At 64.5% G+C, this 22,409-nt stretch carries 19 protein-coding genes; 10 read left to right on the top strand and 9 right to left on the bottom strand.

Annotated elements, in window-relative coordinates; all coding sequences use genetic code 11:
- Positions 1-6 precede the first annotated feature (6 nt).
- From AB7531_RS03575 to AB7531_RS03560, 4 genes are all read left to right on the top strand, one after another.
- Positions 7-153, top strand: coding sequence for a hypothetical protein (locus AB7531_RS03575; RefSeq protein WP_035730492.1), 147 nt, complete (start codon positions 7-9; stop codon positions 151-153).
- Positions 154-170: 17 nt separating this feature from the next.
- The gene (gene xerD / locus AB7531_RS03570) at positions 171-1,127 is read left to right on the top strand and encodes a site-specific tyrosine recombinase XerD (protein ID WP_063980624.1); all 957 of its coding nucleotides are present in this window, start codon (positions 171-173) and stop codon (positions 1,125-1,127) included.
- A gap of 273 nt (positions 1,128-1,400) precedes the next feature.
- Positions 1,401-2,363 carry an acetyl-CoA carboxylase carboxyltransferase subunit alpha gene (locus AB7531_RS03565; protein WP_063986022.1) on the top strand — a complete coding sequence of 321 codons (963 nt, stop codon included), beginning with the start codon at positions 1,401-1,403 and terminating at the stop codon, positions 2,361-2,363.
- A gap of 452 nt (positions 2,364-2,815) precedes the next feature.
- Positions 2,816-4,375: a L,D-transpeptidase family protein gene (locus AB7531_RS03560; protein ID WP_225048569.1), complete on the top strand. Its 1,560-nt coding sequence runs from the start codon at positions 2,816-2,818 to the stop codon at positions 4,373-4,375.
- Between the two features lie 109 nt (positions 4,376-4,484).
- Here AB7531_RS03560 and AB7531_RS03555 read toward each other — a convergent pair whose 3' ends face one another.
- The 7 genes from AB7531_RS03555 to AB7531_RS03525 form a co-directional block, all read right to left on the bottom strand.
- Positions 4,485-5,180 carry a branched-chain amino acid ABC transporter ATP-binding protein gene (locus AB7531_RS03555; RefSeq protein WP_063980622.1) on the bottom strand — a complete coding sequence of 232 codons (696 nt, stop codon included), beginning with the start codon at positions 5,178-5,180 and terminating at the stop codon, positions 4,485-4,487.
- Positions 5,173-5,907, bottom strand: a complete 735-nt coding sequence (locus AB7531_RS03550) for an ABC transporter ATP-binding protein (protein ID WP_063980621.1) — start codon at positions 5,905-5,907, stop codon at positions 5,173-5,175. The genes AB7531_RS03555 and AB7531_RS03550 overlap by 8 nt, the downstream gene beginning before the upstream one ends.
- Complete coding sequence (locus tag AB7531_RS03545) at positions 5,894-7,027, bottom strand: branched-chain amino acid ABC transporter permease (RefSeq protein WP_063980620.1); 1,134 nt, start codon at positions 7,025-7,027, stop codon at positions 5,894-5,896. The genes AB7531_RS03550 and AB7531_RS03545 overlap by 14 nt, the downstream gene beginning before the upstream one ends.
- A 6-nt stretch (positions 7,028-7,033) precedes the next feature.
- The gene (locus AB7531_RS03540; protein ID WP_063980619.1) at positions 7,034-8,251 is read right to left on the bottom strand and encodes a substrate-binding protein; all 1,218 of its coding nucleotides are present in this window, start codon (positions 8,249-8,251) and stop codon (positions 7,034-7,036) included.
- A gap of 2 nt (positions 8,252-8,253) precedes the next feature.
- Positions 8,254-9,111, bottom strand: a complete 858-nt coding sequence (locus AB7531_RS03535) for a branched-chain amino acid ABC transporter permease (RefSeq protein WP_063980618.1) — start codon at positions 9,109-9,111, stop codon at positions 8,254-8,256.
- Positions 9,112-9,207: 96 nt separating this feature from the next.
- Positions 9,208-10,722 (bottom strand): amidase, encoded by a 1,515-nt coding sequence (locus tag AB7531_RS03530; RefSeq protein WP_063980617.1) that lies wholly within the window; start codon positions 10,720-10,722, stop codon positions 9,208-9,210.
- A gap of 151 nt (positions 10,723-10,873) precedes the next feature.
- Positions 10,874-12,058, bottom strand: coding sequence for a substrate-binding domain-containing protein (locus AB7531_RS03525; protein ID WP_063980616.1), 1,185 nt, complete (start codon positions 12,056-12,058; stop codon positions 10,874-10,876).
- 179 nt (positions 12,059-12,237) lie between these two features.
- Here AB7531_RS03525 and AB7531_RS03520 point away from each other — a divergent pair, with 179 nt between their 5' ends.
- Both AB7531_RS03520 and AB7531_RS03515 read left to right on the top strand, forming a co-directional pair.
- Positions 12,238-12,672, top strand: a complete 435-nt coding sequence (locus tag AB7531_RS03520; protein WP_014490415.1) for a MarR family winged helix-turn-helix transcriptional regulator — start codon at positions 12,238-12,240, stop codon at positions 12,670-12,672.
- Between the two features lie 284 nt (positions 12,673-12,956).
- Positions 12,957-14,291, top strand: coding sequence for an IS5 family transposase (locus AB7531_RS03515; RefSeq protein WP_063982113.1), 1,335 nt, complete (start codon positions 12,957-12,959; stop codon positions 14,289-14,291).
- Positions 14,292-14,461: 170 nt separating this feature from the next.
- Here the strand turns inward: AB7531_RS03515 and secA are convergent, their stop codons facing one another.
- On the bottom strand, positions 14,462-17,302 hold the full coding sequence (gene secA / locus AB7531_RS03510; protein ID WP_231143790.1) for a preprotein translocase subunit SecA: 2,841 nt from the start codon (positions 17,300-17,302) through the stop codon (positions 14,462-14,464).
- 354 nt (positions 17,303-17,656) lie between these two features.
- Between secA and AB7531_RS03505 the strand changes: the two genes are divergently transcribed.
- The 3 genes from AB7531_RS03505 (at position 17,657) to AB7531_RS03495 (ending at position 20,340) form a co-directional block, all read left to right on the top strand.
- Positions 17,657-18,577 (top strand): peptidylprolyl isomerase, encoded by a 921-nt coding sequence (locus AB7531_RS03505; protein ID WP_063980581.1) that lies wholly within the window; start codon positions 17,657-17,659, stop codon positions 18,575-18,577.
- Positions 18,578-18,677: 100 nt separating this feature from the next.
- Positions 18,678-19,919: a bifunctional glutamate N-acetyltransferase/amino-acid acetyltransferase ArgJ gene (gene argJ, locus AB7531_RS03500; RefSeq protein ID WP_063980580.1), complete on the top strand. Its 1,242-nt coding sequence runs from the start codon at positions 18,678-18,680 to the stop codon at positions 19,917-19,919.
- 10 nt (positions 19,920-19,929) lie between these two features.
- On the top strand, positions 19,930-20,340 hold the full coding sequence (locus tag AB7531_RS03495) for a (deoxy)nucleoside triphosphate pyrophosphohydrolase (protein ID WP_028159577.1): 411 nt from the start codon (positions 19,930-19,932) through the stop codon (positions 20,338-20,340).
- A gap of 139 nt (positions 20,341-20,479) precedes the next feature.
- Here the strand turns inward: AB7531_RS03495 and AB7531_RS03490 are convergent, their stop codons facing one another.
- Positions 20,480-21,346, bottom strand: coding sequence for a methyltransferase domain-containing protein (locus AB7531_RS03490; protein ID WP_063980579.1), 867 nt, complete (start codon positions 21,344-21,346; stop codon positions 20,480-20,482).
- Positions 21,347-21,572: 226 nt separating this feature from the next.
- Between AB7531_RS03490 and AB7531_RS03485 the strand changes: the two genes are divergently transcribed.
- Complete coding sequence (locus AB7531_RS03485) at positions 21,573-22,382, top strand: ComF family protein (protein WP_063980578.1); 810 nt, start codon at positions 21,573-21,575, stop codon at positions 22,380-22,382.
- Positions 22,383-22,409: the final 27 nt, after the last annotated feature.

Genomic DNA, 22,409 nt, shown 5'->3' with positions numbered 1-22,409 from the left:
TGCCCGATGCCCAGCCTGTTCCGCTTCCTGACGGTCGTCGCCGTGCTCGCCGGCATCGTCTATGGCGTGGTCTTCGCGCTGGCGAACTTTGTGAGCCCGAAGTCGCGAGAAATGACGGTGACGATCCCGCCGGATAAGTTTCTCAAGAAATAGGAGCTAGCCTCCAGGGCATGCGCGTACAGCCCTCAGACAGCAAGCTCACCGGCCTGTTCCTCGACATGCTCGCGGCGGAACAGGGCGCCGGCCCCAATACGCTCGACGCCTACCGCCGCGACCTCACCGATTTCTCGGAATTTTTGGGCCGCGTCGGGCACAGCTTTGCCGACGCCGAGACGCAGATCCTGCGCGATTATCTCGCCGATCTCGACAGCCGCGGCTTCAAGTCCACCAGCGTCGCGCGGCGGCTGTCGGCGATGCGGCATCTCTACCGCTTTCTCCTGAACGAGCGCATCCGCACCGAGGATCCCGCGGCGATCCTGTCCGGCCCCAAGCGCGGCCGCGGCCTGCCGAAGGTGCTGTCGATCGCGCATGTCGACCGCATGCTCAGCCGCGCCAAGGAATTGAGCGAGGCGGAGGACGCTTCTCCCTCGAAACGGCTGCGCGCGTTGCGGCTCTATTGCCTGCTCGAGGTGCTCTACGCCACCGGCCTGCGCGTCTCCGAGCTGGTGGCGCTGCCGCGCTCCGCGGCAAAACGCGACGCCCGCATGATCGTGGTGCGCGGCAAGGGCAACAAGGAACGCCTGGTGCCGCTCAACGAGGCCTCGCGGCAGGCGATGGCCGACTATCTCGCGGCGACGGAAGCGGCAAAAGCCGACAAGAAGAACAGCGTGGCCGCCTCGAAATGGCTATTCCCATCGTTCGGCGAGAGCGGGCATCTGACGCGGCAGCATTTCGCCCGCGACCTGAAAGAGCTTGCTGTCGCCTCGGGGCTGCAGGCCCGGCTGGTCTCCCCGCACGTGTTGCGCCACGCCTTTGCCAGCCACCTCCTGCACAACGGCGCGGATTTGCGCATCGTGCAGACCCTGCTCGGCCACACCGATATCTCCACGACCCAGATCTACACCCATGTGGTCGAGGAGCGCCTGAAGAGCCTGGTGCGCGACCTGCACCCGCTGGCGGAGAAATAGTTCTCTTGTAGCCCGGATGGAGCGCAGCGAAATCCGGGGCCGCCCGCCTCGCGGAAAGACCCTCCCGGATTGCGCTTCGCTCCATCCGGGCTACAGGCAACCCATGAAACCGCCTTGACTTCGGCCACATCTCCGCAGAAAGAGCCGTGGCCTCACGCATGATTTGGCGGGCTGCTTTAGAGCGCACAAGCCAACTCATTGAAGAAGCTACATTTCTTTCCGCCGGTCCAAACCTGCTTCGACGCCCCGCCCCGTCCTCGCTATATTGAGTTGATGCCAGATCACATGCGCAGCTATCTCGACTTCGAAAAGCCGGTCGCCGAGCTCGACTCCAAGGTCGACGAGCTGCGGACGCTTGCGGCCTCGGGCACCGATATCTCCGAGGAGATCGGGAAGATCGAGGACAAGGCGGCGCAGGCGCTGGCCGACCTCTATCTGAACCTGACGCCGTGGCAGAAGACGCTGGTCGCGCGGCATCCGCAGCGGCCGCATTTCAACGACTTCATCAAGGGCCTGATCACCGAATTCACCCCGCTCGCGGGCGACCGCAAGTTCGGCGAGGACGAGGCGCTGGTTGCCGGCTTCGGCCGCTTCCGCGGTGAGGCCATCTGCGTGATGGGCCAGGAAAAGGGCGATTCCACCGAGAGTCGCATCCGGCACAATTTCGGCATGGCGCGGCCCGAGGGCTATCGCAAATGCGTGCGGCTGATGGAGATGGCCGAGCGGTTCGGCCTGCCCGTGCTGTCGCTCGCCGATTCCGCCGGCGCCTATCCCGGCATCGGCGCCGAGGAGCGCGGCCAGGCCGAGGCGATCGCGCGCTCGACCGATGCCTGCATGGCGCTGACCGTGCCCAACGTCGCCATCATCACCGGCGAGGGCATGTCGGGCGGCGCCATCGCCATCACCACCGCCAACAGGGTCCTGATGCTGGAGCACGCGATCTACAGCGTGATCTCGCCCGAGGCCGCCTCCTCGATCCTGTGGCGCGACGGCTCCAAGGCGCAGGAAGCCGCCAACAACATGAAGATCACCGCGCAGGACATGCTGCGCTTCGGGGTGATCGACAGCATCTTGAAGGAGCCGGTCGGCGGCGCCCACCGCGACCCCACCGCCATGATCGCCACCACGGGCGATGCCATCGCCAAGGCTTTTGACGAGCTCCGCGGCCTGGACGGCGACACCATCCGCAAGCAGCGGCGGCAGAAATTCCTCGATATCGGCCGGAAGCTGGGCTGATTCGGCCGTTTTCGGTGCCGTAGAGTGGGCAAAGCGAAGCGTGCCCACCATTCCAAACAGTATGGGGAGCGAGATGGTGGGCACGGCGCTTTGCGCCTTTGCCCACCCTACAAGACCTTTCGGGCGGCCCCCGACGCCCCGGTAACTCCCCGTTAACCCTTTTTTTGCCCAAATCAGCGATCTCTGTGCGGATTGGGCCGGAAGGCCCAAGTACGGCCCAAAGTCGCGTCCATTTAGTCTTCGTTGACCATGCCACTGGGCCAACGGGCTCGTGATCCCAGCTCGGGTTGCGACCACATGACCCAGAGGTTAGAATTTTAATCAATGGCTTCAGGGCACAAGCGCTGGAGCGTGGTTCGAAAACGCCCGTCACGACGGGTCCGGATCTCCGGTCGGATCATGCTTCGAGATTGGGGTTCGCGCTCTCTGCCCGGCACGGTGTGGGGTCCATCTTGATTTCTCGTTCGCTTGCTCGCGCGCTTTTGGCTTCGGTTGCGCTGCTGACAGCCAGTGTTCTGCTGGCCGGCTGCGACACCGACCAGGTCTCGCTCGCGACCAACGCCAAGGCCAACCAGCCGGTGCCGCCAAAGCTTCTCGCCGCGATGGTCGAGAAGGACATGGACCTGCAATCGCCGATCCTGGTCCGCCTGTTCAAGCAGGAGGCCGAGCTCGAGGTCTGGAAGCAGGCCCGCAACGGCCAGTTCGCGCTGCTCAAGACCTATCCGATCTGCCGCTGGTCGGGCGATCTCGGTCCGAAGGTGCGCGAAGGCGACCGCCAGGCGCCGGAAGGATTCTACTCGATCAATCCGGGCCAGATGAATCCGCAGTCGGCCTACTATCTCTCGTTCAACACGGGCTATCCGAACGCGTTCGACAAGGCTCTGGGGCGCACCGGCTCGCAGCTGATGGTGCATGGCGATTGTTCGTCGCGCGGCTGCTACGCGATGACGGACGAGCAGATCGCGGAGATTTATTCGCTTGGCCGCGAGTCGTTCTTCGGCGGCCAGAAGGCGTTCCAGCTGCAGGCCTATCCGTTCAAGATGACGCCGGTGAACATGGCCAAGCACCGGAACAACCCGAACATGCCGTTCTGGAAGATGATCAAGGAAGGCTATGATCATTTCGAGGTGACGCGGCAGGAGCCGAAGGTCGATTTCTGCGAGCGCAAATACGTGTTCGACGCAACGAAGACGCCTGACGCGAAGCGCGATCCGGTGTTCGACGCGTCCGCGAAGTGCCCGGCCTATGTGATCCCCGAGAACATCGCCAGCGCGGTGCGCGACAAGGATGCGCGCGACCAGGTCGAATACAACAAGCTCGTCGCCAAGGGCACGCCGATCGCGCGCATGAACACCGGCATCGACGGCGGCATGAACAAGATTTTTGCCTCGAAGATTCCGGAGGGATCGACCGGACTCTCGGAGAACGCCGAAGGCTCGACCCTGGAGATGCTGGCGATGGCGAAGGCGCCGGGCACGATCCCCGGACACGTCAATCCGCCCAAGCCCAATCTCGATGCGGTCGCCGCCGCTCCCGTGAACCAGGAGCCGGTCGTCGCCGTCAGCGCGCCCGCCGCCACCACCCGCGTCGCCGCGGCCGCGCCGGCCAGCGAGAAATCCCAAGAGAAATCGTCAGGCGGCTTCTTCTCCAACCTCGGCCGCAAGATGGGCCTCGGCACCGCCGACACGACGGCGACCACGCCTCCCCCGCAAGCGACCGCGTCCGTGGCCCCTGCCGCTGCGCCCGCAACGCCACCCACCGCGACATCGAGGCTGAAGGCCGCAGTGACCCGGTTCGTGCCCGGCCGCGATACGTCCAAGGACGCGCCTAAGCCGGCCGTCGCCGCCGCCAAGCCGGCCGAACCGGTGAAGCCGGACACGCGCCTCGCCGCGACGCGGCCGGCGCTGAAGCCGTCGGTGTCGGATGGCGCGAGTGAAGCGACGCAGATCATGGGCGCCGCGCCGGTGGTGTCGTCGAACTCGTTCGACAGCCGCTTTGGGGCGGTGAAGTAAGGGCGGCGCTCCGCTTAATCTCTCCGATCCATCTCAGCCTGACGCCGTCATTCCCCTTGATGAGGTACAGTGAGAGCGCTGCGCCTCACTCAAAGACGGGCAGCGCGACCTACGGCGCCAGGTACCGCATCAGCTCCGGATTGACGCGCACATCGTTCGCCTGCCCTTGCAGCGCGACCCTGCCGCGGTCCAGTACATAGGCGTAATCGGCGACGCGCAGCGCGAGGTCGAGGTGCTGCTCGACGATGATGACGGCGATGCTCTTCGCGAGCTCGATCAGGCGCTCGGTGATCTCCTCAATCACTCCGATCCAGACGCCTTCGGTCGGCTCGTCCAGCAACAACAGCTTCGGATCGCCCAGCATCGCGCGGCCGATGGCGAGCATCTTGCGCTCACCGCCGGAGAGGGTGCCGGCGGGCTGGTCGAGGCGCTGGCCGAGTTTCGGGAAGATAGTCAGCACATGGTCGACCGCGTCGTCCTTCTTGCTGGCGAGCGAGCCGACCGCGAGATTGTCGCGCACCGACAGGCGCGCGAATACCGAATGCTCCTGCGGCACGTAGCCGATGCCGGCGCGCACGCGCTCCTGGGTCGCGCGGCGGCTGATGTCGCGCCCGTCGAAGGCGACCTCGCCCTTCCACGCCGGCAGCTCGCCGACGATGGTCTTCATCAGCGTGGTCTTGCCTGCGCCGTTGCGGCCGAGCACGGCGACGCCGCCGCGCCAGGGAATGCCGAGGGTGACGTCGAACAGGACCTGGCTGCGGCCATAGCCCGCGTCGAGATGCTTGATGTCCAAAAATTCAGGCACGGCGCAGATAGATCTCCTGAACGGATTTGTTGGCCTGGATCTCCGACACGGTGCCTGATGCCAGCACCTTGCCCTGGTCGAGCACGGTCAACCGATCGCAAATGTCGCGGATGAAATCGAGGTCGTGCTCGACGATGACGAGCGAGCAATGTTTTTTGATCGGCTGAAGCAATTCACCGGTGACGCGGCGCTCCTCCAGGCTCATGCCGCCGGTCGGCTCGTCCAGCAGCAGCAGCTTCGGCTTGCCCGCGAGCGCCATCGCGATCTCCAGCCATTGCTGCTGGCCGTGCGACAGTGCGGCCGCCGCGTCGAAGGCGCGATCGGCGAGGCGGAACTGCGTCAGCATGGTCATGACCTGGTCGTGCAGCGCGTCCCGCGTGCGCGAGAATACGAGATCGAACAGCGAGGACTGCGCCTGCAGCGCGAGCAGGATGTTGTCGTAGAGCGTCAGCGTCGGCAGCACGCTGGTGATCTGGAATTTCAGGCTCATGCCGGCCCGGGCCCGTTCGGTCGGCGTGAACGCGGTGATGTCGGTGTTGATGAAACTCACTTTGCCTTGGGTCGGCACTTCGGCCCCCGCAATGCACTTCATCAGCGTGCTCTTGCCGGAGCCGTTCGGTCCGATCAGGCCGTGAAACTCGTTCTCGCCGACGGTCAGCGCGGCGCCGTCGAGCGCGGTGAGCTTGCCAAAGATCTTCTTGATATCGGCAGCTTCAAGGAGCGGCATTGCGCTTCTCCTTCTCAGTCTGCTTCTCAGTCCGCTTCACGGTCTCCTTGGGCTTGGCACCAAAGCTGCCGACCCGTTCGCGCTCGCCGAGCACAAAGCTGATCAGGCCAAGTGGCCGGAACAGGATCACGAGCAGCAGCAGCAGACCGAGGATGATCGGCCAGATCTCGCGATAATTGTCAGAGAGCCAGAAGCTGACGCCCTCGACGATCACGGCGCCGATGACGGCGCCGATCAACGTGCCGGAGCCGCCGAACAGCACATAGAGCACGACCTGCGTCGAGACGACGACGCCGACCATGTTGGGCCAGACGAAACCTTCATGGAAGGCATAAAGGCTGCCGGCAAGACCTGCGATGGCGCCGCCGATCGCGAAGATGATCGCCTTCAGGTGCTGTACCTTGTAGCCGAAGAAGGCGATGCGCTGCTCGTTCTCGCGCAGGCCCGCAAGCGCCAGGCCGAATTGCGAGCGTACCAGGAAGCGGCAGAGCAGGTAGACCACGACGAGGATACCGAGCACGAGATAGTAGAAGGCCGGGCCCTCAGTAAATTCGTAGCCGCCGAGCGACATCGGCGCGATCGAGGGGATGCCGTTCTGGCCGCCGAGATAGTACCAGCCGCGCGCGAGGCGATCGGCGGCGTAGGAGCCGGTCAGCGTGCCCAGCGACACGAAGATGACGCTGGAGGGGTGCCGTCCAAGCAGCAGGAAGCCGCCGAGCAGCAGCGCGAAGGTGAGGCCGATCAGCGTTCCCGCCGGCAGCACCACGAAGATGTTGGTGATGTCGAGGTCGCGCGCGAGCAGCGCGACGCCATAGCCGGCCGAGCCGAAGAACAGGGCCTGGCCGAAGCTCATGATGCCGGCATAACCCCAGACCAGATCGAACGACAACGCGAACAGCGCGAGGATGATCACGCGGGTCGCGAACACGGTGAGGTAGTCCTGCAGCACCAGCGGCGCGAGCAGCGCCGCGACGAGCACGACGCCCTCCACGATCGGCAGGACCTTTCGTCCTGCCTTGACCTGTTCCTTGGCCTGTCCCGCGGCCACGCGTTCAGCCATCGCACCGTCCGCTTCGTCGCCGGCGATGGCTTCTCTTACCACAGTCATCGACTTCGGCATTCCGCCTCAGCATTCCTTGGGATCGACGAGCCCGTCGCTGCGTCCGACGATCTCGTAGTTCCCACCCTTGGCGACCGCGGTGTACATCTTCATCTTGCAGTGCCGCTTGCCCGGCACCATCTCGGCCGGGCCGCCCGGGCCTTCGGCGATCTTGGCGTGATCGAGAGTGGCGGCAACCGAGTCGCGATCGACCTTGCCGGCTTCCTTCACGGCCGCTTCCCACAGCTTGAGGCCGCGATAGGTACCGGTCGCGGCACTGCCGGCCGCGAACAGGAAGTTGCCGGGAAAGTCCTTCTCGTACGCCGCCTGGATTTTTGCGTCGAACGGGTTCTCCTTGGTCAGCACCTTGAAATAGTCGAGGCAGCTTGCGAGCCCTTCGATCTCGGCGGCCTGGTTGATGTTGAGCGTGTTCTCGTCATAGTAGACGCAGGCTAGGCGCCCGCCGTTCTTGAGGAAGCCCGCTTCATAGAGCTGCTTGAAGAACGGGCCGACGCCCGGCGGAATGACAGTGTTGAAGACGACGTCGACCTTGTTGGAGATGATCCGGTTGACGGTCGATGAGAAGTCGATCTGGTCGAGCGGGTAATATTCCTCGAACACGACCTCGCCGCCGTTCGCCTCAATGACCTTGCGGGCGTAGACGTTGAGCGTGTGCGGCCAGACATAGTTGGCGCTCGGCAGCGCGAACTTCTTGCCGCCGTTCTTGATCAGCCAGGGGATGAACTCGTCACACTGCTGCGCCGGCGTCGGCCCGGTGCAGAACAGATAGGGTGTGCACTCCTTGCCTTCGTAGAGCTGCGGATAGATGTAGAGCGTCTTGCCGCGCGCCACGATCGGGTCCTTGATCGCGTTGCGCATCGACGAGGTGATGCCGCCCAGCACCATGTCGACCTTGTCGCGCTGGATCAGTTTTCGGACGTTGCCGACGGCGACGGATTCGTTCGACGCAGTGTCCTCGATATAGAGCTCGAGCGGACGGCCGAGCAGGCCACCGGCCGTATTGATCTCCTTGATCACCATCTTGGCGACATTGGCGTCGGCATTGCCGGCATAAGCGATCGGGCCGGTGAGATCGGTCGCGATACCGACCTTGATCGGGCCTTCCGCCGCGTTCGCCCACGGCGCCGGGATCACCCAGCTTCCGACGCCGGTCGCGACCGCGCCGGTGGTAAAGGCAAGATTGGAGAGGAAGCGGCGACGCGAAAGCTGAGTACGATCGAACATGACTAAACCCCTTTTCCAGCGATGAGGCCCTGTGGCCGAAATTTGATGAAGACAATGGCGAGCACGAAGACGAGGACGTCGGCGACGACGGGCGCCATCACCCATGGCAGCGCGGCACTGAGGGTGCCGATCACGCCGGCGCCCGCCACCGGTCCGATGAAGGAGCCGACGCCGCCGACCATCACCGCGACAAAACCCTGGATCAGGAAACGCAGGCCGAGATCGGCGTACAGGCTGAACACCGGCACGATCAGCGCACCGGCAAGGCCGGCGAGCGCGGAGCCAAACGCAAACGTGGCGCCGTACATCAGGGGCGTGGAGATGCCTGAGGCCCGCGCCAGCGAGGGATTTTCCAGGGTGGCGCGCATGCGCAGGCCAAAACTCGTGCGCGACAGCAGGAGGTAACAGCCCGCCATCACCAGGAGCGTGATGACGATGATGGTGAAGCGCCAGGCCGAGATATGCATGGCGCCGATATCGATCGAGCCGCCGATCGGCTCGGGCACGGTCAGATAGAAGCCACCGATCAGGCCGCGCACGGATTCGCGGATGATCAGGCCGAGCGCATAGGTGCCGAGCATCGCCACGATCGGCGCGGCGTAGAAGCGGCGGATGATCAGCGCCTCCAGCACGAAGCCGAGCGCACCGACCACGAAGGGCGCCGCGACCATGCCGGCCCAGATCGGCAGGCCCTTGGCGTAGGCGAGATAGGTGATGTAGGCCCCGAGCAGGACGAACTCTCCTTGCGCGAAGTTGAAGATGCCCATCATGCTGGCGATGATTCCGAGCCCCAGCACGATCAGGACGATGATCGCGCCGAAGCTCAGGATTTCGAACGCCGCGACGAACGCGTTAGCCATGCGCTGGATTCTTATTTTTACGCGTTTTCTTGACGCGAACCGGTATCCACTTCGCTTGAAAACGCTCTGGTCCGTCCGTCTGCATCGATGCCTCGCTCACATCTTCTTCCAGTCGCCGATCTGCTCGAAGGCATGCGCGGCGCGGTAGATCGTGGATTCCTCGAACATGCGGCCGACCAGCATCAGTCCGACGGGCAGGCCGTCGACCATGCCGCAGGGCAGCGACATCGCGGGATGATGGGTGATGTCGAACGGCGCTGTGTTGGAGATCATCTCGAGCGCGCGGGCGACGTAGTCTTCGCGGCTCGCGGTGGGCTCCGGCAGCTTCGTCGCCTTCATTGGCGTCGTCGGCAGCAGCAGCAGGTCGTATTCGCCGAACGCCTTGTCATAGGCCGCGGTCAGGCGACGCGAGATGTTGAGTGCCTTGCCGTAATAGCGGGGACCGAAGCTGTTGTTGATGTAGGTCCCGAGCATCAGGAACAGTTTTGTCGTCTCCGATAGCGAATCCGCCTGCCGGCGCCAGCCGCGATGGAAGTCCATCAGCGAGGTCGAGTAGAGGTCGGAGCGGCTGAGGCCATAGCCATCGCCATACATCATGGTCTGGGTCATGCCCTCCGTGCCGATCGGCGTCCAGATCGCGGGACCGACAAGATGCATCGGGATCGAGACGATCTCGACCGTGGCGCCAAGGTCCTTGAAGCGCTTGGCGGCCTCGCGGACGCTTTCGTTGACGGCGGCCTCCGCGTTCGCCTGCTCGAAGCCTTCCTTGAGGATGCCGATCTTCATGCCCTTGACGCCCTGGCCGAGCGCCTTGGTGTACTCCTCGACCTTCGGCGCCTTGATGCGGGGATCGTAGCCGTCGTCGCCGGCGAGCACTTCGAGCAGCAGCGCATTGTCGGCGACGGTCGCGGTCATCGGACCGGTGTGGTCGACGAAGACCTCGATCGGCATGATGCCGGTGTAGGGGACGAGGCCCCAGGTCGGCTTCATGCCGTAGGTGCCGCAGAACGAGGACGGCATGCGGATCGAGCCGCCCTGGTCGCCGCCGATCGCCATGTCGACCTCGCCGAGCGCGACCACGACGCCGGAACCGGAGGACGAGCCGCCGGCCGAATAGCCCATCTTGTGCGGATTGTGCACGGCACCGACCGCACCGGTGTGGCTGCCGCCGGACATGCAGAAGGATTCGCAATGCACCTTGCCGGCGATCTCGGCGCCGGCATCGAGCATGCGCGTGACGATGGTGGCGTCGAAATCGGGAACATAGCCTTCCAGCGTCGCCGAGCCGTTCATCATGGGCACGCCGGCGAGCATGATGTTGTCCTTCAGCGCGACGGTCTTGCCCTTGAGCTTGCCGCTCGCCGCACCCTTCACGGTCGACTTGCGATACCAGGCGTTGCGCGGGTTCTCCTCGGGTGAGGGCCGGTAGCCCGGCGTGCGCGGATATTTCACCTCCGGCACTTCGTCCGGCATCGCGCCGACGAGATTATAGGCCTCGATCGAGCCCTGCATCAGGCCGCGGAACGAGGCGACATCGGCATCGGTCAGCGAAAGGCCGCACTGCTTGGCGACGTCAAGAAGTTGGGCAGGCGTGGGAAGGACAACTGTCACGGCGCTCTCCTGAAGTTTCTTGGTACGGTCCCTGCGCGCGGCCGCGATTGGCGCGACGCGCGCAGCGGCCCTGCTGAAACATTCAAAGCGGAAATATTTTCCTTTTCAAGTATTATTTTAAGATGGGGCTGTCCGGATTGCCGCAGCAGGCTCAGACCGGCTTGATCAGCTTGAAGTCGAGGCCGTCGGCCTCCGCGAGATACATCTGCATGCGGGCGTGGCCGTTGCGAACGACGACCGGGCCGCGCGCGCCGCCGTAAACGATGTTGCGGCCCGCCGCGAGCATGGGCGCCATCGACAGCGAACCTGCCTTTTTCGCCACGGCTTCGAGGAAACGCAGGCCTTCATAGCTGGACTGGCCGAGCGATCCGATCGGCGGGGCGTTCGGCCCGAACATCGCGCGATAGCGGATCTGGAAGTCGTCATTGGCCCGCGAGCCGATGCCGGAGAAATAGCCGGATGCGCAGAACATGTTCTCGCTGTTGTCGGCGCCGATGCCGAGCAGCACCGTCTCGTCCATGGCTCCCGCCAGCCGCAGCGTCGTGGCGCCGAGGCCGCATTCGCCGAAAGCACGATTGAAGGTGACGCTGTCGGTGCCGATCAGCGAGATCAGCACGACATCGGGCCGCGCGGCGCGGATGCGCGCCAGGTGCGGCTCGTGATTGTCCTCGCCGAGGGGGACGAACTCCTCGCCAACGACGTGGCCTCCGGTTTCCTTGATGTAGTTCTTCACGGCGCGGTGCGATTGCCAGGGCCAGACGTAATCGCTGCCGATCAGGTACCAGCGCGACGCCTTCTTGACGTCGGCAAGCCAGTGGATCGACGGCCGGCTCTGCCAGCGCGGCGTCTCGCCGATCGCCATCACGCCGGGCGTGCGCTCGCCGCCTTCGTAGACCGGCGTATAGATGTAGGGGATGCGGTGACGCGTGGTGACGTCGCGCAAGCCGACGCGGACCGCGCTGGTGTGCAGCCCGACGATGAGATCGACCTCGTCGAACGCGATCGCCTGTTCGGCGCGGTTCAGCACCTCGTCGAGCGGCCCGCCGGCGTCGTAGATCGACAGCTCGATCTCGCGGCCGAGGATGCCGCCGCGCTTGTTGATCTCGGCAACGGCGAGTTGCGCGCTGTTGGTCGCGCAGGGGCCCCACACACCCGGCGATCCCGTGCAGCAGATGAAACCGCCGATGCGCAGCTTGTTCGCGCCACGCCGCCTGAGGAAAGCATGATCGCCCGGCGACAGCGAGCTATCGGCGCCCGACGACGACAGATTCCTCAGCAGCAAGGACGGCGGCATCGCCGGACTGCCGTGAGCCGGGAAGTTTACCGTCGCGTGCACGCCAACTCCTGTCTGGCACCAGACCTGAAAGCACAATGAGCAGGCGGCCGCGGCATCCGCCCTTTTGTTAGGCAATCATCCTATTTTGAAAATATTGAATATTCAACAATTGAAGTGCATATAGAAGCAGCATTGATTGCAAGACATTCACTCATTTGGGTCAAGACGAAGTCTTAGCCGTGGCAAAACCGAACTCCCCGATCACCGAACACCTCGCCTACCTGCTCGCGCAAGCCAACCGGGAGATCAACCGGCAGCTGGAACTGCGGCTGAGCAAGGAAGGCGTTCCCGTCGAGCAGTGGCGCATCCTTAAGGTGTTGTCGGACGGCGATGGCCACTCGATGGGCGAACTCGCGGACGCGGTGCTGCTCAATCATCCGACGCTGACCAAGATGATCGACCGCATGGTCTCCGACACGCTGGTCTATCGCGTGCAGGACCCGAATGATCGCCGCAAGGTTTTGATGTTCATCTCCGACCGCGGCAAGGTGCTGTGCAAGAAGCTCAACTCGCTCGCGGTCGACCAGGAGGAGCACATCCTGGAGAGCTACGGCGACAAATCGACGAGCGAACTGAAGCGGCTGCTGGAGAGCTTGATCGACAGCTCGAATTGAGCGGCGTCGATTTCAATCTCATCGTCGTCCTGGACAAGCGAAGCGGAGCGCCAGGACGACGATGTGGTGCGAGTTGCGCGCCACACACTCGGCTGTCATCGCCCGATTTAATCGGTCGTCCGTGAAGAATGCGGATTGATCTGAGAAATAAGCAGAATTTGTCTTGATGTAGTATTCGATTTTGCAGGAAAGCGGGGTGTTGGACCTCGCTTTCTTGCGTTTTAGGATTTTGCTTTTGGGCGATTCGTGATTCCCTGACGGCGTCGTCGACATTGGGGAATGCGATGAGCAAGCCGAGGGATGATCGCCAGAAAGACCTGTTGCTTCCGGCGCTTGATCAGATCATCGACATGGGTCATCCGCTGGTGCGGTTGGCAGCGCTGATCGACTGGAACATCCTGAATGAGCGCTTCAGTTCAGTGTGCCAAGCAGGGTCGGGCCAGCCGGGCTTGCCGACGCGGCTAGTCGCCGGCCTGTTCATTTTGAAGCACATGCACAACCTGTCAGATGAGGTGCTGTGCGCTCGCTGGATCGAGAACCCCTATTACCAATACTTCTGCGGCGAATTGAGCTTCTGCCACCGTCTGCCGTTCGATCGATCGTCGATGACACGCTGGCGGCAGCGGCTCGGCGAGGAACAGCTCGTCGCCCTGATCCAGGAAAGTCTTTCAGTGGCGCACAAGACCGGCGCCATCGGTCCCAAGGACCTGGAACGGGTGGTCGTCGATACCACAGTGCAGCCCAAGGCGGTTGCACATCCGACCGACGCGCGGCTGCTGCATCGAGCAATCACCAAGCTGGTCGGGCTCGCCAAGTGCAACCGTGTGCCGCTACGCCAGAGCTATCTGCGCCTGGCCAAGCGCGCCGCCATCATGACCGGCCGCTATACCCACGCCCACCAGTTCAAACGCGCCCGGCGGCAGCTCAAGTTCCTGCGGACACGGCTTGGCCGGATCATCCGCGACATCCGCCGCAAGATTGATGGCGATACGGTGCTGGAAGCTCGCTTCGGCCCGTTGCTCGGTTTAGCGCAGCAGGTGCGCAGCCAGGATCAGCATCAGCGCGGTCCGAAGGTCTATGCGTTACATGCTCCGGAGGTTGAGTGCATCGGCAAAGGTAAAGCCCGCGCGCCCTACGAGTTCGGCTGCAAGGTCAGCATCGCCACCCCTGTGACGTCTCCGAAGGGCGGCCAGTTCGTGCTCCATGCCAAGGCCCTGCATGGCAATCCCTTCGATGGGCACACGCTCGGTCCCGTAATCGCCGACATGGAGAAGCTCACCGGGGTGGAGACTCGCCGTATCCACGTCGACAAAGGATATCGCGGTCACAACCACCCGCATCGGTTCAGGGTCTGGATCTCGGGTCAGGTCCGCCGCGTCACAGCTTCCATCCGTCGCGAGATGAAGCGTCGCGCGGCTGTCGAGCCTGTCATCGGCCACGTCAAGGCCGAGCACCGCATGGACAGAAATTATCTCAAGGGACGCCTCGGCGACCGCATCAACGCTGTTCTCGCCGCCGCCGGCTATAACTTCGGTCTGCTGCTGCGATGGCTCGCAGAGCTCTTGCGTGTCATCATCCGAGCCTTCTTCGAGACCGTCCCGGCTCGAAACACCGCTTGAGCCGGGCGCCGCCGCCAGTTCTTCACGAACGACTAATCGGGCGATCCAGTATTCCAGAGACAGTTTTGATTGAACCGAGAAGCCGCGGCGTACTGGGTCGCCCGGTCAAGCCGGGCGACGACAGTGGAGAGTGAGGCGCCGACGTCGCGCCTCACAGCGGAGCTTAGCGGCTAGCCGTACCGCCCGTGGCAGTGCTTGTACTTCTTGCCTGAGCCGCACGGGCAATCCTCGTTGCGGCCGACCTTGCCCCAGCTTGCGGGGTTCTTCGGATCGCGAAGAGCTGCGTCGGAAGCCTGCGCACCGAGCGTGACGCTGGCGAGCGCCATTTCGTCCTCGCCGGTGTTCGGGTCGAACTTGTGCGCTTCCATCGGCGGCAGCACGGGGGCTTCCTGCTCCGGCGGGACGATCTCGACCCGCATCAGCTGCGCCGTGACGGCCTCGCGCAGATGCGCGCTCATCTCCTGGAAGAGATTGAAGGCCTCGGTCTTGTACTCCTGCAACGGATCGCGCTGGCCGTAGCCACGCAGGCCGATGACCTGGCGCAGATGGTCGAGCATGATCAGATGCTCGCGCCAGAGATGGTCGAGCGTCTGGAGCAGAATGGTCTTCTCGACGTAACGCATCACGTCGGGACCCCATTGCCCGACCTTGGCCGCCATGTGCTCGTCGGCTTTGGTCTCGATGCGGGTGAGCAGCTCCTCGTCGGCGATGCCCTCTTCCTTGGCCCATTCGTCGACCGGCAGGTCGAGATCGAGCACGCGCTTCAGCTCTTCCTTCAGGCCGGCCACATCCCACTGCTCGGCATAGGCATGCTCGGGCACGTGCTTGGCGACGAGGTCGTCGATGAAGGCGTGGCGCATGTCGGTAACGGTCTCGGCGACGCTGTCGTCCTTCATCAGGTCGACGCGCTGATCGAAGATCACCTTGCGCTGGTCGTTCTGGACGTTGTCGAACTTGAGCAGGTTCTTGCGGATGTCGAAGTTGCGCGCCTCGACCTTCTGCTGCGCCTTCTCGAGCGCCTTGTTGATCCAGGGATGGATGATCGCCTCGCCTTCCTTGAGGCCGAGACGCTGCAGCATGCTGTCGAGGCGATCCGAGCCGAAGATGCGCATCAGATCGTCTTCCAGCGACAGGAAGAACTTCGAGCGGCCGGGGTCGCCCTGACGGCCGGAACGGCCGCGCAGCTGGTTGTCGATGCGGCGGGATTCGTGACGCTCGGATCCCATGATGTAGAGGCCGCCGGGCTTCTTCACGGTCTTGGCGGGCTTCGAACCCTTCGCCGGCTCGATCTCGACCTCTTCCTCGGCCTTCAGCACGATCTCGCGGAAGTGCTCGATGTCGGCCTTGATCTGCTCGATCTTCTTCGCCTTCTCCGCCTCGTCCTCGATGCCGGCAGTCTCCTGCTGGATCCGCATCTCGAGCGAGCCGCCGAGCTTGATGTCGGTACCGCGGCCGGCCATGTTGGTGGCGATCGTGATCGCGCCAGGCACGCCGGCTTCCGCGACGATATAGGCTTCCTGCTCGTGGAAGCGCGCGTTCAGCACCGCAAACAGTTTTGCCGGCTTGCCGGCGCGGGCCGCGGCGTACAGCTTCTGCATCGAATTCTCGTTGCCGAAATCGATCTGCCGGTAGCCGTGCTTCTTGAGGTATTCGGCGATCACTTCCGATTTTTCGATCGAGGCGGTGCCGACCAGCACCGGCTGCAGCCGCGCATTGGCACGCTCGATCTCGGCCAGGATCGCGGCGTATTTCTCGTTCTGGGTACGATAGACCTCGTCGTCCTCGTCGAGGCGGCCGACCGGCACGTTGGTCGGGATCTCCACGACTTCGAGCTTGTAGATGTCGAAGAGTTCGTCGGCTTCGGTCAGCGCCGTGCCGGTCATGCCGGCGAGCTTTTCGTACATCCGGAAATAGTTCTGGAAGGTGATCGAGGCCAGCGTCTGGTTTTCCGGCTGAACCTGGACATGCTCCTTGGCTTCAAGCGCCTGATGCAGGCCTTCCGAATAACGTCGGCCGGCCATCATGCGTCCCGTGAACTCGTCGATGATGACGACCTCGTCGTCGCGGACGATGTAGTCCTTGTCGCGCGTGAAAAGCGTGTGGGCGCGCAGCGCCTGGTTGATGTGGTGCACGACGGAAACGTTCTCGACGTCGTAGAGCGACTCGCCCTTGAGCTGGCCGGCGTCGCGCAGCAACGTCTCGATCTTCTCCATGCCACCTTCGGTCAGCGTCACCGTACGCTGCTTCTCGTCGACCTCGTAATCGGTCTTGTCGAGCTTGGGCAGGAAGCCGTCGATGGTGTTGTAGAAATCGGAACGGTCGTCGAGCGGGCCGGAGATGATCAGCGGCGTGCGCGCTTCGTCGATCAGGATCGAGTCGACTTCGTCGACGATGGCGTAGAAGTGCGGGCGCTGGACCATGTCCTCGAGCCGGTACTTCATGTTGTCGCGCAGATAGTCGAAGCCGTATTCGTTGTTGGTGCCGTAGGTGATGTCGCAGGCATAGGCCGCCTTGCGTTCGGCATCGTCCAGGCCGTGCACGATCACGCCAGTGGTCAGGCCGAGGAAGCCGTAGATCTGGCCCATCCAGCCGGAGTCGCGGCGGGCGAGGTAGTCGTTGACGGTGACGACGTGAATGCCCTTGCCGGCGAGCGCGTTGAGATAGACCGCGAGCGTTGCGACCAGCGTCTTGCCTTCGCCGGTCTTCATCTCGGCGATGTCGCCCTCGTGCAGCACGATGCCGCCGATCAGCTGCACGTCGAAATGACGCTGGCCGAGCGTGCGCTTGGCGGCTTCGCGCACGGTGGCGAAGGCCGGCACCAGCAGATCGTCGAGCGTTTTGCCCTCGGCGAGCTGTTTCTTGAACTCGACGGTGCGGGCCTTCAGTGCCTCGTCGGAGAGTTTCGAAACCTCCGGCTCCAGCGCGTTGATCGCGTTGACGCGGGACTGGTATCCCTTCACCCGCCGGTCGTTGGCGGAGCCGAAAAACTTGCGGGCGAGCGCGCCGATCATGCCTAGTTCCTGTGTTCGCGATTCAACCGCGTTGCAGCCAAGAAGTTGTCACCCCCCTGCCTATCAACTCACCGTGACGCCTGATGGCGACAGAGCCCGGACTGCGGGGGGTCATCCGCCATATGGGTGGGAATTGGGCAAGTCTGGGTTCAACGGCCAAAAACGCAGCAAAATAAACGCCATCGCCATGGTCGCGACCGGGCAGAGATATGGCCCGGTCAGGGCCTTGTCAACGGCGGGCGCATTGCGGCTAATTCATCATTTTGACAGACTTTTCGCGTTGCCAAGCCCCCCTGAATTGGGCGAGTGTCCGCCCCGCTAGAGCAGCCCCCTGCTTCAACAAAAGGATTTTCCATGACCACCTCGTTCCCGGTAACCAAAACCGGCCTGCGCTTCGGCCTCGCCACCGCCCTCGTGGGCTGCCTTGCGTTGGCGCTGATCGCGGGTCCCGGCCGGGCTGCCGACGATCCGGTGCTGGCGAAGGTCAATGGCGCGGAAATCAAGAAGAGCGACGTTGCCATGGCCGAGGAGGAACTCGGGGCGAGCCTCGCCCAGATGGACCCGGCGACCAAGGACGAGAACGTGCTGTCCTTCCTGATCGACATGAAGATCGTCAGCAAGGCTGCCGAGGACAAGAAGGTCGCCGACGGCGACGAGTTCAAGAAGCGCCTGGCGTTCGCCCGGAACCGCCTGCTGATGGACAGCCTGCTCGCCAACGAGGGCAAGGCCGCCACCACCCCCGACGCCATGAAGAAGGTCTATGAGGAGGCCTCCAAGCAGATCACCGGCGAGCAGGAGGTCCGCGCCCGCCACATCCTGGTCGAGACCGAGGACGAGGCCAAGGCGGTGAAGGCCGAGCTCGACAAGGGCGCCGATTTCGCCGAACTCGCCAAGAAGAAGTCCAAGGATCCGGGCTCCGCCGATGGCGGCGACCTCGGCTTCTTCACCAAGGAGCAGATGGTGCCGGAGTTCTCGGCCGTGGCCTTCACGCTGGAGCCGGGCAAGATCTCCGATCCCGTGAAGTCGCAGTTCGGCTGGCACATCATCAAGGTCGAGGAAAAGCGCAACCGCAAGGCGCCGGACTTCGAGCAGGTCAAGGCCCAGATCGAGCAGTACGTCACCCGCAAGGCCCAGGCCGACTACGTCGCCAAACTCCGCGCGGAAGCCAAGGTCGAGCGGACGGACCAGCCGGCAGCGGATGCCAAACCGGATGCCAAGCCGGCCGACCCTGCCAAGCCGTCCGACAGCAAGATGGCGCCCCCCGCGAAGAAGTAAGAATTCGCTGTCACTTCGCGGACGCCAATAGTATCTAACGTCGCAATGGCCGGGCAAATGCCCGGCCATCTGCATATCCAGACCTCACCAAGGCGCCCCGATGTCCTCCTCCGTCTCCCCGCTCGCCCCCAAAACTGTCCCCGACATGCCCGTGATCGCGGGCGTCCGCCTTGCGACGGCCGAAGCCGGCATCCGCTACAAGAACCGCACCGACGTGCTGCTGGCGGTAATGGACAAGGGCACCGCGGTCGCGGGCGTCTTCACCAAGTCGAAATGCCCCTCCGCGCCGGTGGAATGGTGCCGCGCCAAGCTGAAGGGCGGCAAGGCGCGCGCGCTGGTGGTGAATTCCGGCAACGCCAATGCCTTCACCGGCAAGACCGGACGCAGCTCCACCGCGCTGACCGCGAAGATCGCGGCCAAGGCGGTCGGATGCAGCGAGGGTGAGATCTTCCTGGCCTCGACCGGCGTGATCGGCGAGCCGCTGGACGCGACCAAGTTCGACGGTGTGCTCGGCCGGCTGGCCGAGACTGCCGAGCCCGGCGACTATCTCGCCGCGGCCAAGGCGATCATGACCACCGATACCTTCCCCAAGGTCGCGACCGCGACCGTCAAGCTCGGCAAGGCCAAGGTCACCATCAATGGCATGGCCAAGGGCGCCGGCATGATCGCCCCCGACATGGCGACGATGCTGTCCTTCATCTTCACCGACGCGCCGATCGCGCCGGCCGCCCTGCAAGCCCTGCTCAAGAGCGGCGTCGAGGACACCTTCAACGCGGTGACGATCGACGGCGACACCTCGACCTCGGACACGCTGCTGGCCTTCGCCACCGGCGCCGCCGCAGAGCACGGCGCACCAAAAATCAGCCGGGCCAGCGATCCCCGCCTGAAGGCCTTCGTGAAAGCCTTCAACCAGGTGCTCGCCAATCTCTCCGAGCAGGTCGCCCGCGACGGCGAAGGCGCGCGCAAGCTGGTCGAGATCACCGTGGAAGGCGCCAAGACCAAGGCGTCGGCGCGCAAGATCGCGATGTCGATTGCGAACTCGCCGCTGGTCAAGACCGCAATCGCCGGCGAGGACGCCAATTGGGGCCGCGTGGTGATGGCGGTCGGCAAGGCCGGCGAGCCGGCCGATCGCGACAAGCTCTCGATCTCCTTCAACGGCATCCGCGTCGCCAAGAGCGGCGCGCGCGATCCGTCCTATGACGAGGCGCAGGTGTCGGAAGCGATGAAGGCCCCGGAAATCGCGATCAAGGTCTCGCTCGGCCTCGGCAAGGGTCGCGACCGCGTGCTGACCTGCGACCTGACGAAGGAGTATGTCGCGATCAACGGGGATTACAGGTCTTAAGCGAACGCCGATGGCCGATCTCAAACTGACATTGGTGGTGGCCTGCGCGCTCGTCGACGCCGACAAGCGCGTCCTGATCGCGCAGCGCCCGGAGGGCAAGACGCTTGCGGGCCTCTGGGAATTCCCCGGCGGCAAGTGTGAGCCCGGCGAGCGGCCGGAGCAGAGCCTGATCCGCGAGCTGCACGAAGAGCTCGGCATCACCGTCGCCGAACCGTGCCTGGCGCCGCTGACCTTTGCGAGCTACGGCTACGAGACCTTTCACCTGCTGATGCCGCTTTACATCTGCCGGCGCTGGGAGGGGCTGGTCACCCCGCGCGAAGGCCAGACCCTGGCCTGGGTCCGCGCCAACAAGCTGCGCGACTACCCGATGCCGCCCGCCGACATCCCGCTGATCCCGCATCTGATCGACTTGCTGATGTGAGTACGGACCTCATCCCGAGGAGCGCGGCACGCGCGTCTCGAAGGATGGCCACACGGCAAGAGCGGGGCCTGCATGGTTCTCGCGGCGATGCGAAGCATCGTCCGCTAAGCGCGCCTTACGCGCCTCCTCACCATGAGGATCACTCCTTCCCCGCCTTCTTCACCGCCTCCGCCAGGCTCGCCTTGGCCGACCCCGGCTTCAGCGGCTGCTGCTGGCTCGCATGCGGGGCCCAGCCGGAGAGCCAGATGATGTCGAATGTCGCACGGATGCGGCCGTCGGCATCCGCAAAGCGTTCGGCGTAGATTTCGGCCATCCGCAGCAGCGTCGCGCGGGGCGTCGGCGTGCGCCGCCGCTCGATCAGCACATTGGCCGCGCCCATGCGGCGGAGATCCTGCATCAGCGCAAACGCATTGGCGTAGCGCACCACCACGCGGTCAACATCGGTGACCGGAAGTGCAAAGCCCGCCCGCTGCAACAGCGCGCCGATGTCGCGCAAATCCGCGAACGGGGCCACGCGCGGCGACACGCCGCCGTCGCATTCGGCCTCCGCCGCGGCAAATGCCTGCCGCAGCTCCGTTAAACTGTCGCCGCCGATCATCGCTGCGAGCAGCAATCCGTCCGGCTTCAGCGCACGCCGCACCTGCGCAAGCACCCCCGGCAGGTCGTTGACGAATTGCAGCGCCAGCGCCGAGACGACGAGGTCGAGACTTTCCGGGGCAAAGGGCAGTTTTTCCGCGCCCGCTTCGTCGAGCGCGATCCGCCGAAGTGATGGCGGCCCCGTGAGCCCCTCTCCGGGCGTCCAGAGATCGGCCGCAGCGTGAAACTCCCGCATCACGGCGGCCAGCCGGTCGGTCATGTCCTCTGCAACACGATCGAGCAGGAATGTCACCTCGCCCTGCGCATGTGCGCGCCGCTGCCGCGCATGCAGCAATGCGCGATCGAACAGAGCGGGCGGGGTTTGCGGGTTCTGGGCCATGCCGCTGGTTACGCCGATCACGACCGCCATGGCAATCTCCTCTCTCGTGTCCCGGACGCGCAGCAGCGCTCTTAGCGCTGCTGCGCAGAGCCGGGACCCAGAAGGCACCACCGCACGATGCGGTGAGATGGGCCCCGGCTCTGCAGCGCACCGCACCGGACGATGCTTCGCATCGCCGGGAGCGCTGCGCTGCGTCCGGGGCACGAGACCGATTCAGTCGCTTGAGCGGCTCTTCCCATAACGCTAGCCTGCCCCCATGGAAGCCGACGCCGCCCCCACCCGCTCCATCGCCGCGCCGTTGCGTGCCGCGTGGACGGCCGGCCGCCACGTGCTGTCACGCGCCGCACGGCTCGCGCTCGACATTGCGCTGCCTACGCTGTGCGTGTCCTGCCGGGAGCCGGTCGATGGCGAGGGCGTCTGCGCGGCCTGCTGGGCGCGGCTGTCGTTCATCGAACGGCCCTATTGCCCGCGCCTCGGCATTCCCTTCGTCTACGATCCCGGCCCCGAGATGCTGTCGATGGAGGCGATCGCCAGCCCGCCGGCGTACACGCGCGCACGCGCGGCGGTGCGCTATGACGACGTCGCGCGCACCCTGGTGCATGCGCTGAAATACCAGGACCGCACCGATCTGGCACCGGCCATGGGCCGCTGGATGGCGCGCGCGGGCGCCGAACTGCTCACCGGAGCCGACATGCTGGTGCCCGTTCCCCTGCATTGGCGCCGGGCGTGGCGGCGCCGCTACAACCAGTCCGGGGCGCTGGCGCACGTCATCGCGCGGCAGAGCGGTGTCAGGGTGCGCGGCGAAGTGCTGCGCCGGGTGCGCGCCACCGAGCAGCAGATCGGCCTGTCGCGGACCCAGCGCGCCACCAATGTGCAGGGCGCATTCCAGGTATCCCCCGACCGCCAGGCGGAAATCCAGGGCCGCCGCATCGTCCTGATCGACGATGTCCTGACCTCGGGGGCGACGCTGGACGCCTGCGCGCGGGCCTTGTTGCGCGCCAAGGCGGCCCAGGTGGACGTGCTGGTCTTCGCCCGGGTTGTCGAGAGCGGCCCCCGTCCCATATAATTCAATGACTTCATGACATGAGAGCGC

The organism is Bradyrhizobium sp. 63_E2_N1_3, from assembly GCF_052076005.1.
Lineage (GTDB): Bacteria > Pseudomonadota > Alphaproteobacteria > Rhizobiales > Xanthobacteraceae > Bradyrhizobium > Bradyrhizobium barranii.
The sequence above is the reverse complement of the archived record's forward strand: the minus strand, read 5'-3'. Positions and strand labels throughout refer to the sequence as shown.